This is a genomic window from Terriglobia bacterium (assembly GCA_020073495.1).
Lineage (GTDB): Bacteria > Acidobacteriota > Terriglobia > Terriglobales > Acidobacteriaceae > JAIQFD01.
In genome coordinates, this window is record JAIQFD010000005.1 from 223,995 (window position 1) to 241,131 (window position 17,137).

The 17,137-nt window shown below is 61.8% G+C and carries 14 protein-coding genes; 4 read left to right on the plus strand and 10 right to left on the minus strand.

Annotated elements, in window-relative coordinates; genetic code table 11:
- Positions 1–169: 169 nt before the first annotated feature.
- Positions 170–739, minus strand: coding sequence for a PEP-CTERM sorting domain-containing protein (locus LAN37_14395; protein MBZ5648400.1), 570 nt, complete (start codon positions 737–739; stop codon positions 170–172).
- Between the two features lie 572 nt (positions 740–1,311).
- Here LAN37_14395 and LAN37_14400 point away from each other — a divergent pair.
- A complete protein-coding gene (locus LAN37_14400) occupies positions 1,312–2,241 on the plus strand; it encodes a polysaccharide deacetylase family protein (protein ID MBZ5648401.1) in 930 nt (309 codons plus the stop codon).
- Positions 2,242–2,311: 70 nt separating this feature from the next.
- On the opposite strand, the gene LAN37_14405 is transcribed toward LAN37_14400, so the two are convergent.
- Complete coding sequence (locus LAN37_14405) at positions 2,312–3,247, minus strand: sigma-54 dependent transcriptional regulator (protein ID MBZ5648402.1); 936 nt, start codon at positions 3,245–3,247, stop codon at positions 2,312–2,314.
- A 302-nt stretch (positions 3,248–3,549) separates the two neighbouring features.
- Positions 3,550–3,933, minus strand: a complete 384-nt coding sequence (locus LAN37_14410) for a PilZ domain-containing protein (GenBank protein ID MBZ5648403.1) — start codon at positions 3,931–3,933, stop codon at positions 3,550–3,552.
- Between the two features lie 444 nt (positions 3,934–4,377).
- Between LAN37_14410 and LAN37_14415 the strand changes: the two genes are divergently transcribed.
- From LAN37_14415 to LAN37_14425, 3 genes are read left to right on the plus strand one after another with little or no spacing between them, the layout of a single operon-like run.
- Entirely contained in the window at positions 4,378–5,313 is a 936-nt protein-coding gene (locus LAN37_14415; GenBank protein ID MBZ5648404.1) for a HAMP domain-containing histidine kinase, read from the plus strand.
- A gap of 3 nt (positions 5,314–5,316) precedes the next feature.
- Entirely contained in the window at positions 5,317–6,744 is a 1,428-nt protein-coding gene (locus LAN37_14420; GenBank protein MBZ5648405.1) for a sigma-54 dependent transcriptional regulator, read from the plus strand.
- A gap of 34 nt (positions 6,745–6,778) precedes the next feature.
- Entirely contained in the window at positions 6,779–7,228 is a 450-nt protein-coding gene (locus LAN37_14425; GenBank protein MBZ5648406.1) for a hypothetical protein, read from the plus strand.
- Positions 7,229–7,299: 71 nt separating this feature from the next.
- Here LAN37_14425 and LAN37_14430 read toward each other — a convergent pair whose 3' ends face one another.
- The 7 genes from LAN37_14430 to LAN37_14460 all read right to left on the minus strand — a co-directional run bounded on the left by LAN37_14430 (position 7,300) and on the right by LAN37_14460 (position 16,595).
- Entirely contained in the window at positions 7,300–10,716 is a 3,417-nt protein-coding gene (locus tag LAN37_14430) for a TonB-dependent receptor (protein ID MBZ5648407.1), read from the minus strand.
- A 154-nt stretch (positions 10,717–10,870) separates the two neighbouring features.
- Positions 10,871–12,196 carry an amidohydrolase family protein gene (locus tag LAN37_14435; GenBank protein MBZ5648408.1) on the minus strand — a complete coding sequence of 442 codons (1,326 nt, stop codon included), beginning with the start codon at positions 12,194–12,196 and terminating at the stop codon, positions 10,871–10,873.
- A gap of 290 nt (positions 12,197–12,486) precedes the next feature.
- Entirely contained in the window at positions 12,487–13,884 is a 1,398-nt protein-coding gene (locus LAN37_14440) for a GAF domain-containing protein (protein MBZ5648409.1), read from the minus strand.
- A 16-nt stretch (positions 13,885–13,900) separates the two neighbouring features.
- Positions 13,901–14,185, minus strand: a complete 285-nt coding sequence (locus tag LAN37_14445; GenBank protein MBZ5648410.1) for a hypothetical protein — start codon at positions 14,183–14,185, stop codon at positions 13,901–13,903.
- Positions 14,186–14,672: 487 nt separating this feature from the next.
- Positions 14,673–15,026: an STAS domain-containing protein gene (locus tag LAN37_14450; protein MBZ5648411.1), complete on the minus strand. Its 354-nt coding sequence runs from the start codon at positions 15,024–15,026 to the stop codon at positions 14,673–14,675.
- Positions 15,027–15,182: 156 nt separating this feature from the next.
- The gene (locus LAN37_14455) at positions 15,183–15,530 is read right to left on the minus strand and encodes an STAS domain-containing protein (GenBank protein ID MBZ5648412.1); all 348 of its coding nucleotides are present in this window, start codon (positions 15,528–15,530) and stop codon (positions 15,183–15,185) included.
- 282 nt (positions 15,531–15,812) lie between these two features.
- Positions 15,813–16,595 (minus strand): PEP-CTERM sorting domain-containing protein, encoded by a 783-nt coding sequence (locus LAN37_14460; GenBank protein MBZ5648413.1) that lies wholly within the window; start codon positions 16,593–16,595, stop codon positions 15,813–15,815.
- Between the last annotated feature and the right edge of the window lie 542 nt (positions 16,596–17,137).

Genomic DNA, 17,137 nt, shown 5'->3' on the forward strand with positions numbered 1-17,137 from the left:
ATGCCGTAGCGGATTGGCGGTGAGAAGGGGATTTCTCGCCAACGATCGCGTCGCGGGCCGGCGCAAGCGTTGACCTCTGACTTGGCGCGGAGCAAATGAAATCCCCCGCTGTTCGCACAACGGGGGATTCGGAGTGTCGGCTATTCGCGCAGGGCCGGAGCCTCTGCGGTTACAGGTTGAACTTGCGGCGCAGTACGCCCGCCATACCGATCAAGCCGGAGCCGAACATCGCCAGCGTGCCAGGCTCAGGTACCGGTTCAAGGTGAATATCGCCGCTGCCCACCACGCCCTGGCCACCGGCTGCGAAGCTGACCGGCGCCGGGTTGATGTCCATGTGAATCAAGCCAGAGAAGCCCGTTTGGCTCACGGGCAAGCCGAGGAAGGCAAGCAACAGAGGATCCACTGAGCCACTAATGAAGTTGCCGACAAAGGTCATGCCGCCGCCGCCGTTAAAGCCGAGCTGGGCTGTCAAGAAGATGCCCGAGAAGCAGGGCCCGCCGCAGCCATCGATCGTGATGTTGCCGCCCGTACCCCACGTGAACGGGTTCCCCACCGAGCCGTCGCCACCGATGGCGCCACCGCTCGTGAGAGACAGTGGCAGGAACAGGAAATTCCCATTCACCTGGACGGTAGTGCTGGCGGCGTTGAGGGTGCTGCCAACTCCGCCTGCCCACGCCCAATTCCCGCCGGCGAACAGAAAGTCAATATCGCCCGCTGTCGCCAGCGGCACGAAGACCACTGCTAGAAGCGCTACTAAAATCACTCTCTTTAGAGACATCGTCTTCTCCTTCCGACACTCCCTCGGGAGTCCTGTGAACGAGCTTCCGGAGCAGCGGAGAAAAACTGGGGGAACCGTTTACTCCTGCTGAGCCATATACCCGGTTAAGGTTTAGCACCTTTACTGCCAAACCTTGAAATTATTCAAACAACTGAAAACAAAGAACTTGTCAAATGCATCCACATGCGCCGAATACGCCAAAGCTGCAAATGTCTGCACATGAGTGACAAGCGGGTGCGGGTCTGGTTGGGCCTACCCCGCTTGTCAAGCTCTCTCCCGCGCCGCTTAGCGGAGCGGGGGGACTCTGCGGCTAGTTACCTCGCAGCATCCAGCACTCTTCTCTTATGCATTCTTCCGGCCAATACCTCACCAAGTCTAAGTCTCTTATTTTTAACGACTTACTTTTGTCGCGCAGCTCTCTGTTGATAAACAAGTTGCAAACTTCTGCATATCCCAAGGGAAAGACTTAGGACTTTTGTCCATACACTCATGAGTGAGCTGGCAGGTTTCCCGCCATGTTATAGTCTTGCTCCGTGACCGCCTCCGGCACATCCCTCCGAACTCCCGATTCTTCAACAGGTTGGCCGTGTTTCTCCCCAGACGGCCTGAGCGTGGATGTCGAGGATTACTATCACGTCGAAGCCTTCGCCGATCGCATTTCCCCGGAGGATTGGATCCGTTATCCCAGCCGTGTGGTCGACAATACCCGCCACGTGCTCGAGCTGCTGGCCGAGCTGGGCGCCAAAGCAACCTTTTTCGTGTTAGGTCACGTGGCTGAGAACAAGCCGATTCTCGTGCGCGAGATCCTCGCCGCCGGTCACGAAGTGGGCTGTCACAGCTACCGTCACCGTCGGATCCACACGCTCACGCCCGAGCAATTCCGCGAGGATACCCGTCGCGCGCTGCGCGTCATCCAGGACGCCGGCGGGCGCGAGGTGCTCGGCTATCGCGCGCCCACTTTTTCTGTCATCAAGCAGTCTCTATGGGCCATCCCGATCCTGGCGGAGGAAGGTTTCCTCTACGACTCCAGCGTGTATCCCGTGGTGCACGACACTTACGGCATACCCGAGGCGCCGCGCCATCTCTATCGCTGGGAGTTCGTCGGCGGCTCGCTGTTCGAGATCCCGCCGCTGACCGTCTCCGTCCTCGGACGCAATTTGCCGGTCGGCGGGGGCGGCTACCTGCGTAACTTGCCGATGTGGTACACCCGCTGGGCCGTGCGTCGCATCCGAGAGCGCGAACATCGCCCGGTCTTGGTGTACCTGCATCCCTGGGAGGTCGATCCCACGCAGCCCCGCCTCGAGGGGAGCTGGAAATCGAAGGTCCGGCATTATCGCAACCTCGAGGTCATGGAGGAGCGTCTACGCGAAGTCATCCGCGGCGGCCGCTTCCGCCCCTTGAAGGATGTTCTCGCGGCCCACCGCGATCACGATGCGATTCCGGCGTACCCCCTGAAGGCATAGCTCCGGGGGATCGGCGCAGGAAAAAGGCCGCAGCGGATCTGCCGCGGCCTCTTGACCTTATCTGGTCACTCTATTCTTCGTTTGCCGCGCGGTTCGATGGCAGGCCCGCATCGCGGATCTTGTACAACAGCGCGCGGTAGCTGATGCTGAGCGCACGCGCCGCTCGCTTGCGGTTCCAGTTGTTCGCCTGCAGCGCCTTCAGGATCACCTGTCGCTCCAGCTCCCGCACCGCGTCGCGCGTCACCCGCTTGAGCGAGATCTTCCCATCCGGCGGGATATCGGGCACCAGCGGGTTCTGGGTTTGGTTGACCAGTTCTCCCGTGACCGATTCTTCCGACCCCAGGATCACGTAGCGCTTGACCAGGTTCTCCAGTTCGCGCACGTTGCCCGGCCAGGCGTAGTTCTGCATCAAGCGCATCGTTTGTCCCGAGAGCGGCCTCGTCTTCAGGCTGTACTTCGCGTTGTAGAAGTCCAGGAAGTAGGCGGCGAGATCGGGGATGTCGACCGCGCGATCGCGCAGCGCCGGCAATTGCAGGTTCACCACGTTGATGCGATAGAACAGGTCTTGCCGGAAGTTCCCGTTCTCGATCTCCTGTTCCAGCGGGCGGTTGGTGGCGCAAATCACGCGCAGCTCCACTTGCGTGTCGTCCTGTCCGCCCAAGCGGCAGAACTGACCGTCCTGCAGGAATTGCAGCAGCTTTGCCTGCAGACCCAGATCCAGGTCCCCGATCTCATCGAGGAACAACACGCCGCCGTGGGCAGCCTCGACGCGTCCCGGCTTCGCCCCGTAGGCGCCGGTGAACGCTCCCTTCTCGTAGCCGAACAGTTCGCTTTCCAGCAACGTGCCCGGGATGGCCGGACAGTTCACTTTGACCATCGGCCCATCCGCCAGTGGCGACCGCTGGTGGATCAGGCGGGCTATCACTTCTTTGCCGGTCCCGCTCTCTCCCTGAATCAAGACCGGGATGCTGGCGGCACTGATTTTCTCCACCTTATGCCGCACCATTGCCATCCCGTCGGAACGGCCAAAAATCACCTCATCGGGGGGAAGATCCTGCGCTTGCGGTGGTCGAGCACCTGCGGTCTGCACCATATTCTTGTCTCACTTCGAGATAGAATGTGCGGGGGATACACTGAATCAATGTTTTGCACTTAAAGCGCCAAACATTGCACTCTAGCATGCCTAGAGGAAGCTATCTGCGGTGTTTCGCTGTAGAACAAGCCATCCAATTTCAACAACTTGGGAAAACTAGGGAATTAGGGGCACACTGCGGCCTGCAAGCGAGCAGGGAAAAAGTGAAAACATTTTCACACGTAGGAAGGAATTTTCCTCTTGCGGAGGCCGACCTTAGACCGCTTCGGGGGGTTCAGGATGTTGGCGAACTTGAGTCCCCAAAGCTGGTAGCTCTCGCCCATCGTCACTCGCACCAGTTTGGCACGCATCCGGCGCACTGACTTCGGAAGGCTGATGGCACGGGGCACGGGAGCGACCGGAATCTCCAGCGAAAGCCTTACACAACGCGGCAATTGCCGCCGCGTTGCTACCAGCGCCCCTCCCGCGCTGATGTTCAGCGCCGTTGCGAATTCCAGGAATTCCTTGCCGTCTTCGGCGGTGCCGCGGATGAACACTGGGATTGCCAGAGGAATCCGCTGCCACTTCCTTTGGTCTGAACGTGCACGTTTGCGGGCCACGGGCGCTCCTCACTGCGATAGTGTTCATCCGTTCCTCCCGCACTCTGGATGCCAAACTGGTATGGGTACCCCACAGGACAAAAAGTGCCTTTTCTATCATGTATTTACATATACCCCTGTCCTAACGGACAATGACCCTAAGTACCTAGTTGAAACCGCAATCTTTTTCCTTTACGGTGCAAGTTTCTTACATTTGTTCCTTGACACTCCAGAACAGCTGCCTTACCATCCAATCTCCCCCTCCCCTCAACGGCCTACGACTCGATGGCTCTTAAGGCCAGCAAGTGTGTGGTTAGTGTGGGCTAATGGTGTTTCCCCCTGTTTTTGGCCTTGTTTTTGGTAGATGATACGGGGAGCCCACGTGCTCCGTCGTGCACTCCGGGGTGCGCACGATCGGTCGTAGGATCAACCCAAACCCTGCTGTCGCAACACGATAGATTTGCCATGCCCGAGAAGCGAGAGATACGTCGCGTAAACGACGTTGCCTTGGAGCCGCTGGAAACCAGCGCTGCGGGCGACATCTCCTGGACCGACGCCGGCCTGGATCGCCCCCCCAGCCCCGAGGAATACCGCCGCCTGGTCGAAGCCTACGGGCGCCTGGAGGAGGAGAACCGACGTCGCACCGTCGCTCTGGCCACCGCCGCTCACGAATTGAAGACACCTTTGTCCATCATGGCTGGCTACATGGAGCTGTTGCTCGGCGGCAAACTCGGCGAGCTGAGCGAGCGCCAGCGCCAGGTCCTCTCCGACATGCGCGAGAACGGGGTCCGCCTCCAGCAGTTCATCCAGGATTTCCTGACCTACAGCGCGCTGGAATCGGGCAACGTGCGTCTTCGCTTCGAGGTCGCCGATTTCAATGCCGTTCTCCAGGAGGTGTGCAGCTTCTGGCTGCAGCGCTTCCATGACAACCACGTGGCTCTCTACTTCCTGCCCAGCGAGAAGCTGAAACCTTTCGCCTTCGACAGTTTCAAGATCCAGCACATCATTTCCAATCTTCTCGACAATGCACTCAAGTACACGCCCCAGGGTGGCACCGTCTGGTTGAACGCGGATCCGTACCACTGGGAGCGGCGCAGCGGCAAGCCTTCGCATATGGCCAACGACCGCCGCAAGCGCGCGGAATGGGCCACCAACGCCGTCCGCGTCACCGTTTCCGACACCGGCGCCGGACTGGCGCCCGAATTCCATTCCGAGATTTTTGACGACTTTTTTAAGGGCCCTCTGCCCAACGGCTCCAAAGCCGAAGGCATGGGCCTGGGACTGGCGATTGCCCGCCGCCTGGTTCTTGCCCACGGCGGCAAGATCTGGCTAGAAAGTGAACCCGGGCAGGGATCGAAGTTTTGTTTCCTCATCCCGACCAAACCATCGGTACAGGAGTAAGGCTTGCGGACATCAGTGACACCGGCCAATATCCTCGTCGTGGATGACGAACCCAGCATGCTGGGGTACATGCGGACCCTTCTGGAGGTGGATTCTCACCGCGTGGAGACCGCGGCCAGCGGCTCTGACGCGCTGCAGCGCGTTCGCCGCAACCCCGCTCCCGCCGTGGTGCTGCTCGACCTTCTGATGCCCGGCCTCGACGGCCTGCGCACGCTCGAGCAGCTTCGGGAAATCAATCCCGGAGTCAAGGTGGTGATGCTTTCCTGCGTCAGCGACACGCGCAAGGTGGTCGAGGCCATGCGTCTCGGCGCCTCCGATTACCTCACCAAGCCCTTCAATAAGGCCGAGCTTGATGCCGTGCTCCTGCACTGCCTGCATCCGGCCTCCACCGCCGGTCAGAGCGCGGATACGGCCGAGATCGAAGAGATCGGCGATGACGCATTCTTCGTCGCCGCCACCCCCCAGATGCGCGCCATCCGCGGCCAGGTCAACCAGGTGGCTCACGTGGACGTCCCCGTCCTCATCCTCGGCGAGAGCGGCACGGGCAAGGAAATCATCGCCCTCCTCATTCACAAGTCGTCGACTCGCGCTCACCGCACCTTCATGAAGGTCAACTGCGCCGCCATGCCCGCCGACCTGCTGGAGAGCGAGCTTTTCGGCTACGAGCCCGGCGCCTTCACCGGCGCCGTCAAGTCCAAGCCCGGCAAATTCGAGATCTGCAACAAGGGAACCATCCTGCTCGACGAGATCGGCGAGATGCCTCCCTCCTTGCAGGCCAAGCTGCTGCACGTGCTCCAGGACCAGAAATTCTCCCGCCTGGGCGGGAGGACCACCATCGAGGTGGACGTGCGCATCCTCGCCGCCACCAACATCGACGTGCAAGCCGCCATCGCCAGCCGCCGCCTGCGCGAAGATCTTTACTACCGGCTGAACGCCTTCACCATCTCCGTCCCGCCCCTGCGCGAGCGCAAAGAAGCCATCCCCATCATGCTGAAAACCTTCATGAATCGCATGGCGGAGCGCTACGCCCGCGACCCGCTGGCGTTTTCCCAACAGTTCCTCGACGCCTGCATGAAGTATTCCTGGCCCGGAAACGTGCGCGAGTTGGAGAACATCGTGAAGCGCTACCTCATCCTCGGCGACGAATCCGTGATCCTCAGCGAGCTTGCTCCCAAGACCAGGGGCGATGCGGCCCTGCACTCTGCCTCCGTCACTCCCGCCGGCGGGCTCAAGGGCCTGGTGCGTAGCCTGAAGGACGGGGCCGAGGCCGAAGCCATCACCCGCGCCCTCGAGCAGACCAACTGGAGCCGCAAGGAAGCCGCCAAGCTGCTCAACATCAGCTACAAGGCCCTCCTCTACAAGACCCGCCAGTACGGCATCGAACGTCCCTCCACTCGCCCCCACTCCCGTTTTCTGGGCAATTCAGCTTAGAATGGCTGCGGCTGCTTGACTGGGGAGTTCGGCCGTGAAGATCGTTGCTCATCTCCGTGACGGAAGTCTGCTCAAGGGCTACACCGACGCATTCCCGGAAGCCGATCTCGAACAACTGCTCCGCCAGGGGCCTTATCCTCTTCCCAAGCAGATCACGGTTCGCGCCAATGGTTCGCGCAAGACCGTTTCGCTTCCGCTGGATTCCCTCAAGGCGCTCTTTTTCGTGAAGTCCTTCGAGGGCCGCACCGATTACCAGGAGATCAAGTTCTTCGAATCGCATCCTCCGGTCGAAGGGCTTTGGGTGCGCATCAAGTATTACGACGGTGAGGCCAGCGAGGGCGTGGTGCACAACTCTCTGCATCACCTCACCAGCCCCGGCTTCTTCCTCAAGCCGCCCGACCCGGAGAGCAACAACGAGTATGTCTACGTGCTGAAGTCCTCCCTCACCGATTTCCGCGTCCTCGGTGTTCGCAGTTCGTTCTGAAGCAAGCCTCCACTCGCTCACAAGAAAATCGGGCGCGGCTCTCGCCGCGCCCACATGAATACTCAGCCGCTCTAAAACGTGAACTTCACCGCCAACTGGATATTCCTCGGCCCGCCGCCACCCAGGTACGGATTGCCCAGGCCCACGTCCGGGGTCACCGTCGGGCGCAGGAAGCCGGTTCCGTGGCCGGTCGCATCCAGGGGATTCTGTAGCATGTCCACCTCGAATCCCGGCCAGATCGGATTGCCGAAGTTCGGGTGGTTGAAGATGTTGAAGAAGTCAGCCCGGATCTGCATCTTCAGCCGCTCGCCGAGTGACGTGTTCTTTACCAGCGAGAAGTCGAAGTTCCGGAAGCTCGGGCCCACGAACGCGTTCCGCGGCAGGGTCCCCATATGGTTGCCTGGGCTTACGTCCGAACAGCCGTACAGGACGTTGCCCACTCCGCCGGAGCCGGCCGGATCATAGTTGCAGGGCACTTGGAGCGCGCTCAGGTTGAGCAGGTTCAGCCCGCCGGTGCCCGCGTAGGGATTGCCCACCAGGTCGGGACGCCCGTAGAACTCACCCGTGCCGTTAAAGTTGAAGCCGAAGTTGCCGAGCCAGTTCACGTTGTAGGGCATGCCGCTGGCCAGCGAAAGCACGCCATCGATCACCCACCCGTTGGTGAGCCACTTCATGTTCTCGCTCTTGATCGGCAGTTCGTAGGTGTAGTTCCACACCAGGTGGTGACGCTGGTCGAAATTCGAATTCGCCCGCTCCGCCCTAGGGTTGAAGCTGTTATCCGGCTGTGTGGCGTTCGGGATGTAATCCTGGCCGTCGCTCGCGGTATCGATCGAATGCGAGTAGGTGTAGTTCAGGCTCGACGTGAACCCGTGGAAGTTGCGGAAGTTCAACTGCGCCTGGAGCGAGTTGTAGACTGACGAGGCGAACGAGCCGAACTGTAGTACGTACGTGAGGCCGGTAGCATTCGGGTACGGCTGCACCTGCGTCGCCGGGTTCGCTTGGTTGGCGTCCACGTACTGGAACAACTTGGTGCCTTTGGATCCGACGTATCCGATCTGCAGCGACACCTTCTTGCCTAGCGCCTGCTGCACGTTCAGGTTCCAGTTCTGCATGTATGGCGTGCGCACGTCCTGCGACACTGTGAAGGTGTCGTTTCCGAATGCAGGATCGAACAGGAACGATGCCCCGGCGCACTGCCCTCCGCTGTTGGGGATCACGATCGTGTTCGGCCCGCAGGCCGTTACTCCCAGGGCGGCGTTCGGGCTGTAGCTCAGGTAGATGGACCTTGGGTCGGTAGCGCTGAAGTAGTTGTACGCCGGCCCCGTGTTGAACGTCGGCCAAGGCAGCTGCCCCACGAAGAAGTCCTGCGAGAAGGCGTCATAGTAAATTCCGTATCCGGCGCGCACCACCGTCTTGCCTGACCCGAACAGGTCCCACGCCATGCTGATGCGTGGCGAGAAGTTGTTGAAATCCTTCGGATACAATTGCTTCACCGGCCGCGCCACCGGGCAGACCGGATCCGTGCACATTCCCTCGGGCGCCGCTTGCATCGAGGGATCGAACAGGCTGAACAGCCCATTTTTCTCCCCGATCACGCCGAAATAGTCCCAACGCAGGCCGAGATTCAGGGTGAACTTTGGAGTCAGCCGCCAGTTGTCCTGGGCGTAGAACGCGTGGTTGTTCTGGTAGGTGTAGCGCCCCGAATCGCCCGCCAGCTCGTGTCCGCCGCTCACGTTTCCTGCCAGAAAGTCGTCAAAGTTGGCGAAGTTCAGCCGGCCGCGGTTGCTGCGGTCGAAGAAACCGTTCACGAACGTCCGCCGGAACTCGTACCCGAACTTCAGGTTGTGCTTTCCGGTGGTGTAGGAAGCGTTGGTGAACAACTGCCAGTTAGTGTCGATGCGTCCACGCGGCACGCTCTCGTTCGCCCCGATGGGCGCAAACCCTGAGATGCTGAACAGCGGCAGGCCGAGGTCCTGCGTGGGCAGCGGCGCGTTGTTCGGTCCCAGGTTGTTCAGCCCGATGCTGGCCGGATTGAACGTATTGTCCTGGGGGAAGAAGCTTTCATTGAACCGGTTCCATCCGCCGCGGAACTCCCACAGCAGCTTGGGCGAAACCACGTGGGTATATGACAGCGACAGGATCTGCACTCGGGTTGGCGTGAGGGTGTTGTAACCCGGCACCGTACCCCCGCCCAGCAGCGCCAGGGGGAAGCTCTGGTCGCTATCCCCGAAGAAGTATCGGCCGGTCAGCACATCGTTCTTCCCGATATGCTGGTCGATCTTGAAGATCATGCTGTCCAGACGGTTGCTGGCGTGGATGCTCTGTTGCACCACCGCTCCGGCGACTGGGTCACCGGTGGCCGGCAGCGCCTGACCCCAGGGAGAAAAACTTGTGTTCGGGGTCGTGCAGCCCCCGCCCAGTTGCAGCAGGTTGCAGATGATCGGGTTCACCGTCCCGCCGCCACCCACGAAATTCGAGATCATCTGTTGCGTCGGCAGCGTGTTCTGGAACGGGATTCCCACCCGTTCCCGTTGCCCTTCGTAGGACGCGAAGAAGAAGGTCTTGTCCTTGATGATCGGCCCGCCGATCGAGCCGCCGAACTGGTTATTGCGGAACTCGTTCTGCGGCAGCGGCGCTCCCGAATTCGGGTCGACCGCGAAATTGAAGTAGTTGCGCGCGTCCAGCGCGTTATTGCGGAAGTACTCGTAGATGGAGCCATGCAGGGTGTTGCCGCCCGACTTGGTCACCATGTTCACGATGGCCCCGCCGTTCCGCCCGTACTCCGCCTCGCCGCTGGAGATCACCGGGATCTCGGCCAGCGCGTCCACCGGAAGGATGGTCGCGGGCGTTCCGAACACACCACCCTGGTTGATGGCCGGCAGGTTGCGGTAGCCGTCGTTCATGTCCGTGCCGTCCAGCAGGTAGTTATTCGACCGGCCGCGGCTGCCGTTGGCGCTGAACAGGCCGAACGAGCCCGGCGAGTCGGCGCCGCCGCTCGCATCGCCCGTCGCCCCCGGCACCATCACCAGCACTTTGGTGAAGTCCCGCCCATTGATGGGCAATTCCGAGACCTGCTGCGCCTCGATCACCCCGCCCATGTTGTTGGTCGCGGTCTCGATCAGCGGCTGCTCTTCATGGACCTCGACGACCTCCTTCACCTGCCCTGGCGCCAGCGATACATCCACGTGCTCGCGCGCCGCCACGTCCACTCGGATCCCGGTGACCACCTTCTTGGCGAATCCTTCCTTAGTGGCCGCCACCGTGTATTCGCCCAGTGGCAGTTCGGAGACCAGGTAATTTCCCGAGGAATCGGTCACCGCATTCCGCGCCAGACCCGTGGCCGTGTTGGTCACCGTGACCTGCGCGCCCGTGATGGCCGCACCCTGGCTGTCGGTGACATTTCCCTGGATGGCGCCGCGGAACGTCTGGCCCCATCCCACCGTTGTGGTCAGGAAAAGTATGAGGAGAGCGACTACCCGGAGCTTCATGGTTCCTCCTGAACTGCGCTTCCGCCGGGGGTCCCAGCGGTACTTCGCGAAAGATGCCGAGGATTGTGCTTCGGCCAGAGTTACAGGTCAAGCACTTTTCCCCGGCACAGTTAGGTCGTAAAGCGATATTTCCCGCGGCGGGATCCCGGCGCCCCTAGGGCTTCTTGTACACCACTCCGCCCTTCATCACGAAGTTGACGTGCTCCAGCGCGGTCACGTCCTTCAGCGGATCTCCGGGCACCGCCACGATGTCGGCGAACTTGCCCGGCTCGATCGTCCCCACCTGGTCCTGCCACCCCATCAGCTCGGCCGCATCCATGGTGGCCGACCGGATGGCCTGCATCGGCGTCATGCCCAGCTCGACCATGCGCTTGAACTGCACCGCCATGTTGATGTCCCACGAGAATCCGCCCACGTCGGTGCCGTAGGCGATCTTCACCCCGGATTTCAGAGACCGCCGGAAGGTGTCCTGCGAGACCTTGACCATGTCCACCCACACTTTGGCGCCCGCCGCTGCTCGTCCCTCGGCCACGTACTCGCCCACGAACAGCGTGGGCACGAACCAGATACCCTTCTGCTTCATGGCCGCCAGTTGCTGGTCGGTGATGTAGTCGCCGTGTTCGATGGTGTCCACGCCCGCGTCGATCGAGTTCTGCACCCCGTTCACCCCGATGGCGTGCGACGCCACCTTCTTGCGCTCCCGGTGCGTCTCGTCCACGATCGCCTTCAGGGTATCCAGGGTGAACGTGGGCACGTCGTCCAGCACTCCGTTGGGCAGCAGGCGGTAGCTTCGGTCGGAGTACACCTTGATCCAGTCGGCGCCATGCGAGATCTGTTCCCGCACCGCCTTGCGGCAATCGTCCGGCCCGTCGCAGAACTGGACGCCGTGCGGCATCTCCAGTTCCCACGAGTATCCCAGCAGCGGATACGCCCCGGTCACGTCCAGCGCTCGCGTCGCCACCTGCATGCGCGGCCCCGGGATCACGCCGGCGTTGATCGCCCGCTTGACGTCGGTGTCGGCATAGCCCGCGCCCTCGGTCTCCACGTCCCGGATGGACGTGAACCCGTACTCCAGCGCCTTGCGCGCTGCCTGCGTCGCCAGGATCGTCCGGTACGGCGTGGATTCCTTGAGCAGTTGCTTGTCGTAGTCTTCCGCCGTGATGTCCCCATGGATCAGCACGTGCGTGTGCGTGTCGATCATCCCCGGCAGGCAGGTCTCCTTCGACAGGTCGATGACCTGGCCCTCCATGACGGTTCTCGGCTCTTTTTCAAGAACCTTGGCGATTTTCTCGTCTTGGACAAGAATGACTGAATTTCGCATCAGGCCATCGGACTTTCCGTCCCACACGACTCCGCATATTAGCCAGGTAACCTTGACGCCTTGCGGCAGCTTCGCTGCCGGCCGCGACTCTCCTTGGGCCAGCAACGTCGTCGTCACAATCGCTGCAAACAGAGCAACGACACTAGTGCAACGTTTCATATGCGCCTCGATGAACTCTGATTCTCGGCAGGGAATTGTATTTGATTGGCCAATACTTGTTTCTGTCATCCTGAGGGCCGGTAGCCTTGGGCTTTAGCCCAAGGTCTGCCCGAAGAGCCTGCCCTGAGCGAAGCGAACGGGACCTCGGGGCAGTTTCGCAGCATCTCCGCTGTGTACCGGCTTCTCCGCACATCTATCGCAGAACACCTTGCGACTCGCGACCCGCCAGCGACTAGCGGCCAACAAAAATCGCGCCCTTTCCGACGCGATCTGTGCGCCACCCTCAGGCCCTACATCTGCTTCGCTACCTCTGGCCGTACAACATCCGTATTCGCCGGCTGCGACTTCTGCACCGCCGGCTTTCTCATCAACACTCCCATCTCGTGCCCGGCGTAGAAGCACCCCAACGGGGCCACGATCATGAAGGCCGCCAGCAACAGCTTCGAGACCCTCGGACTCTTGTCCAGCAGCGCTTCCAGTTCCGGCACCCGCAGCGGCACGTCGCAGTTCTCGCAGACGCGGGCGCACTCCGGGTTAGGATGGCCGCAGGCATCGCACTTCAAGATCCCGTTCTCGGGCTGTGGCAGCCGCAGCGCCGCCTCCCGTGTCGGACGCGCCGCCGGCTGGGCGATCGTTTGCGGAGCGGCAGGTGGTGCGACGACGGGCGCCGCGCCCGTCACGACTTGCGGAGGCGTGAGTCTCTGACCTGCGCTGGAGACCGCCGGGACCGCAATCTTCTCCGGGGATGGCTTGGCCTCTTGCTTCTCCAGCAGCCCCGCCACGATGTCGGCCAGCCGGGTCATCGCCATCACGTCGCCGCGGTCGAAGATGTGCGGCCGCGAGGAGAACACCTCCAGCACGCCCTGCACTCCGCCCGCGCGCACGATGGGCGCCAGCACGGTAGCGCGCAGGTTCAGCCGCTGGCATGCCTCGCGGTTCACCCGCGCGTCGTCGTTGGTGTCCGGACACCACACCACCACGCCCTTGCGCACGCATTCGCCCGCCAGTCCGGAGTCCTGCTGGAACGGCGCTCCTACGGGAGGCGCCACGCCCACGCTTGCCCGGCATACGATTTCCGTCCCGCTGCGCAGCGCCACCACGGCTCCGTCCGCCGCCGTCAGCGTTATCAGGTTCTGCGCCAGGGCGTGCAGCCGCGCCTCGAACGTGTCGCTGTTCGAAGATGGCGCAGGCCGGGCGTCCTCGCCCGGCAGGGTCTGCGGCAAAGCGACCTGTAACGGCGCGGATCTCTGCCCTGCGCTCGCGGTCACCACCTGGGGTTTCGGGATGGGCAAGGGAAGCGCTCTGGCCTGCGCTCGGATCCCTTCTTTTTTCTCCACCAGCACCGGCGCGGTGGTTGTCGTCAGCCAGCGGCGCAGGTCGTGCAGCGAATTGCCCGAGAACCCGGTGAAGCGCAGTCCGGCCTTGCCGAAATCGTCGGCCCACGCCACTTCGCAGCTCGCCGCCACCGGCGCCGAGCACCCCGGGACCTGGAATCGCAGCAGGGAAGCGGGCAGCAGGTGCACCCGCGACGCGGCCTGCACCCGCATCCCGCCCTCGCTCAGGTCCACCACGATGCCGCGGTTCCCCACCCCCAGCTGGAGTCCGATCAGTTCTTTCACCGTCAGGCGGCGCAAGTGTTTCCGGCGATCCGTCATCAGGTCCGCCGCCGGCGGGATTTCTGGTACCATCCCACACCTCCTCGCCTTACGGGAATTGCGGCTTGGTGAAATCCCAAGACGACGGCGCCACGTAGGTCGTCGTTTCCTTCGGCGCGGACGTTGGCTGCGCCGCCGCCACCGGCTGCGCTGGGCGCATGATCATCTGCGGCACCGGTACGTTGGTTGAGGTCGCCGGGCGCGCTGCTGGCGCCGGTGCCATGTCGCTTTCGTCCGCTAGCAACCTCGCCGCCACCCGCAGCGCCTCGATCTCTTTCTGGATCTGCTGCAGTTGCTGCTCTTTGATCCTCAGCACCTCGTGAATGTTCTTCATCGCATCCTCACTTCTGTGTGGCACAGCCGCCCTCGGCCATGCTCGACTACGTTCACTGCGTCATCCGGAGCGAGCGCGGTTTCTCTTTCCGCGCCAGTCGAAGGACCTCTACTCGAACCACTTCGCGAGCGTGCAGGCTGGAGGAATCATGCAACGTTACTGCTGACTATGCCTCAAGTCCGGTGCACGCGTAAACAGGAATTTTTGGGATTCGTGGGTGGATTCCAGGTTTACGTCCGTTTTTGCCCATAAACACTGGTTTTTACCAGGAATGCCGCCTTGCACTTCCGGACGCCGAGCGGCCGCTCCGGGAGGGCTCTACCGACTGACGGCCGCCGGCGATCATCTGTGGACCGACACTGCCGCCGGCACAGGTACGAAGGTTGGTTCTTTAGGAATATCTGTCTACGGTGCTACTGCCGTGTCGGCTCCCCGGACATGGGCGCAAGGACGACATCGTTTATCCCGCCCACTCCCAGGTCTTGGTCTAACCCGCGGCCGGGTTGAACGACGACGCGGCTTCTTCCGCCGTGGGGAAAGTCTCGAAAACGGTGCCCAGTTTCGTGATCGCCAGCACGTCCTTGACCCGGCCGGTCAGCCCCGCCAGCTTGATTTCCCCGCCCGCGCTGCCCACCGAGGCGAATAGTCCGACCAGCGTGCCCACCCCCGAGCTGTCGATGTAGTTCACGTGCGATAAGTTCAAAACGATTCGCTTCGATTCGTTCAGCAGGTCCTTCACCTGTTGGCGGAGGAACGCGGTCTCGTCGCCGAACACGATGCGGCCGCTGCAGTCCACGATGAGCGCGTTCCCGAAGGTCCGCGTGCTGGTTTGTAGCAACATGGTGGATCCTCCCTCGCGCCTCTGAAAGGCCGCTGATCCTTCGCTTCCAGGCCACTCAACCTATCGCTGCGCGAGTTCTTTGGCAAGCTTTCTCGATGAGCTTGCGCTGTCGTTCCTTAACGGCCCGCGCAGCCGGCGTAACCCCAGAGTGCGCCGCTAGGATCCTGTTAGCGCCTGCAAGGCTTGCTCGGCTTCCGCGTACGATTGCACGAGCGAAAGCAGCCTGCTGGTCTCCAGAATCTCGTGGACCCGAGGGCTGAGACCGGCCAGTGCCAGCTTGGCGTGGCTTGTCAGGGTGGAAGCATAGATGGCGAACAGTGTGCCCACGCCGGCGCTATCCACGTAGGGCACATCCCTCAGGTCGAGTAACACCAGGCGTCCATCCGTCAGCAGCCCTTTCGTGTGGATGTGCAGTTCGGTGGCTTGCTCCCCGAAGGCGATTGGGCCGGAACAGGACACCACCGCCACTCTTCCCACCATGCGAGTCTCGAACTTCAGCGCCATCGCGGACTTCCTATCGGGCGGGGGGCATCATACTCCTCCCCGCCCGCGGGGCCCCGCTCCAACGGTCTCCAGACATGTGGCCGCGTCTTCACCGCATAGTTTCGCCCCCCTGACCTGTACCTTGACGCTGAAGAATTCTCCAGCAGCGCACGTGGATCGCGAGTGAGAAGGTCTGTTTGCGACAGCCATCCTGTTCTATGCAGTGACCCGTTCGGCGTTCGCAACCGCAAATCAAGAAAGCCGCCCCGAAGGGCGGCTTAAGGCTTGGGTGAACGTTTGTGATTAACGGGCGAACTTGCGGCGGATCGCGCCGGCAAGCCCGAACAGACCGGTGCCGAATAGCATGATCGTGCCCGGCTCCGGCACTTCTCCTGGGATCGGCTGACCGGCGACGGTCACGCCATCGATCGCAAGCCCCGAATCCCAGGCGGTGTCAATCCAGTTCGTGACCCCGAAGGCGAGCTGATAGTTGCCGGCATTCGGAATGGTGTACAGGGACTGGATCCAGCCGGTGTAGCCGCAGCCGACGTCGTAGCACGTTCCGTTATAAGGCGGGCCCAGCGGCGACCAGAAGGGTGCTCCGGGAATGATCGGCGTTGACGGAGGCACCAGGGTCACTCCGGGGGCGATTGGCGGCAGGCCAAATCCGGGGACGGTGTCGCCACCCGCCACCTGATTCGTCCGCGCGCTAAACAGCAGCAACGCCGCTGCCGGGTTCGAAGTGTCGATGAGTTGTACCCAAGCGTAGTCGGCGAATTGGGCTCCATCAGAAGTCACGTAATTGAAGTAGAAGTTGAGGGAGTCTCCGGCATTTGCCGAGAACGTGGACGTCGTCAGCACCGAGCCATTGGTTCCGCCAACACTCGGAAGCTGGCCCACTCCCCCGGGGCCTCCGAACGTAGAGACCCATTTATACTGCGGATTTCCGAACGGGGAGAGCCCCACCACCCCGTCTGCACCATCCGTGCCGCAGGCGCCGTTACATGCCCATCCGGGCGGAATTGGGCCCGCGCTTGCAGCCACGCTCAGCAGGGCCACGACTACAACCAAGTAGAGTTTCTTCATCATTCTCCTCCCGTCTCCTGTCGGTAATACGTGATCGGTCAACTCCGCCTTAGATTTGGGTCGGGGGAACTACGGCCTAGTTGTCAGCAGTTTCGCTTCCATTGTTTTGACGGCCAGAAATTGGGCTGCAAGTTATTGATCAACAGGAGGTAAGGGATATCTGCGAGTGGCGCTCAGCGCTGCGCCATTGGACGAAAAGATGCAAACTCTTTCACTTTGTGTGCGGTTCGTCTGCACTATCAATGGGTGTCTGGCTAACGCGTGCGGAGCACACGAGTGTCGCTGATTGCCAGCTAGGTAACCTGCAATCAGCCCCGCGGTGGGCCAGCAGGAACCACGGTGTCGTTCGAATCCCCAGGCTGTTGGGTACGTTAGTCAAGGTCGCGCTTGCAATGCGCTGCGACCACTGTCGAGAGATCCCCTTATCACCAGCAATCGGTTACTAGTGAGAAGAGCTGTTCTCGACCGTTATCGTCCGCACCGTCGGGCCTGGAGGACGATTCCAGAACACCTTCGTGTGGAATGCAGCTCAGGACCATGCC

Coding starts and splice junctions, on each gene's coding strand:
- LAN37_14405 (MBZ5648402.1), bottom strand. CDS start 3,247: ATGGTGCGGCATAAGGTGGAGAAAATCAGTGCCGCCAGCATCCCGGTC.
- LAN37_14415 (MBZ5648404.1), top strand. CDS start 4,378: ATGCCCGAGAAGCGAGAGATACGTCGCGTAAACGACGTTGCCTTGGAG.
- LAN37_14430 (MBZ5648407.1), bottom strand. CDS start 10,716: ATGAAGCTCCGGGTAGTCGCTCTCCTCATACTTTTCCTGACCACAACG.
- LAN37_14435 (MBZ5648408.1), bottom strand. CDS start 12,196: ATGAAACGTTGCACTAGTGTCGTTGCTCTGTTTGCAGCGATTGTGACG.
- LAN37_14440 (MBZ5648409.1), bottom strand. CDS start 13,884: ATGGTACCAGAAATCCCGCCGGCGGCGGACCTGATGACGGATCGCCGG.
- LAN37_14445 (MBZ5648410.1), bottom strand. CDS start 14,185: ATGAAGAACATTCACGAGGTGCTGAGGATCAAAGAGCAGCAACTGCAG.
- LAN37_14450 (MBZ5648411.1), bottom strand. CDS start 15,026: ATGTTGCTACAAACCAGCACGCGGACCTTCGGGAACGCGCTCATCGTG.
- LAN37_14455 (MBZ5648412.1), bottom strand. CDS start 15,530: ATGGCGCTGAAGTTCGAGACTCGCATGGTGGGAAGAGTGGCGGTGGTG.
- LAN37_14460 (MBZ5648413.1), bottom strand. CDS start 16,595: ATGAAGAAACTCTACTTGGTTGTAGTCGTGGCCCTGCTGAGCGTGGCT.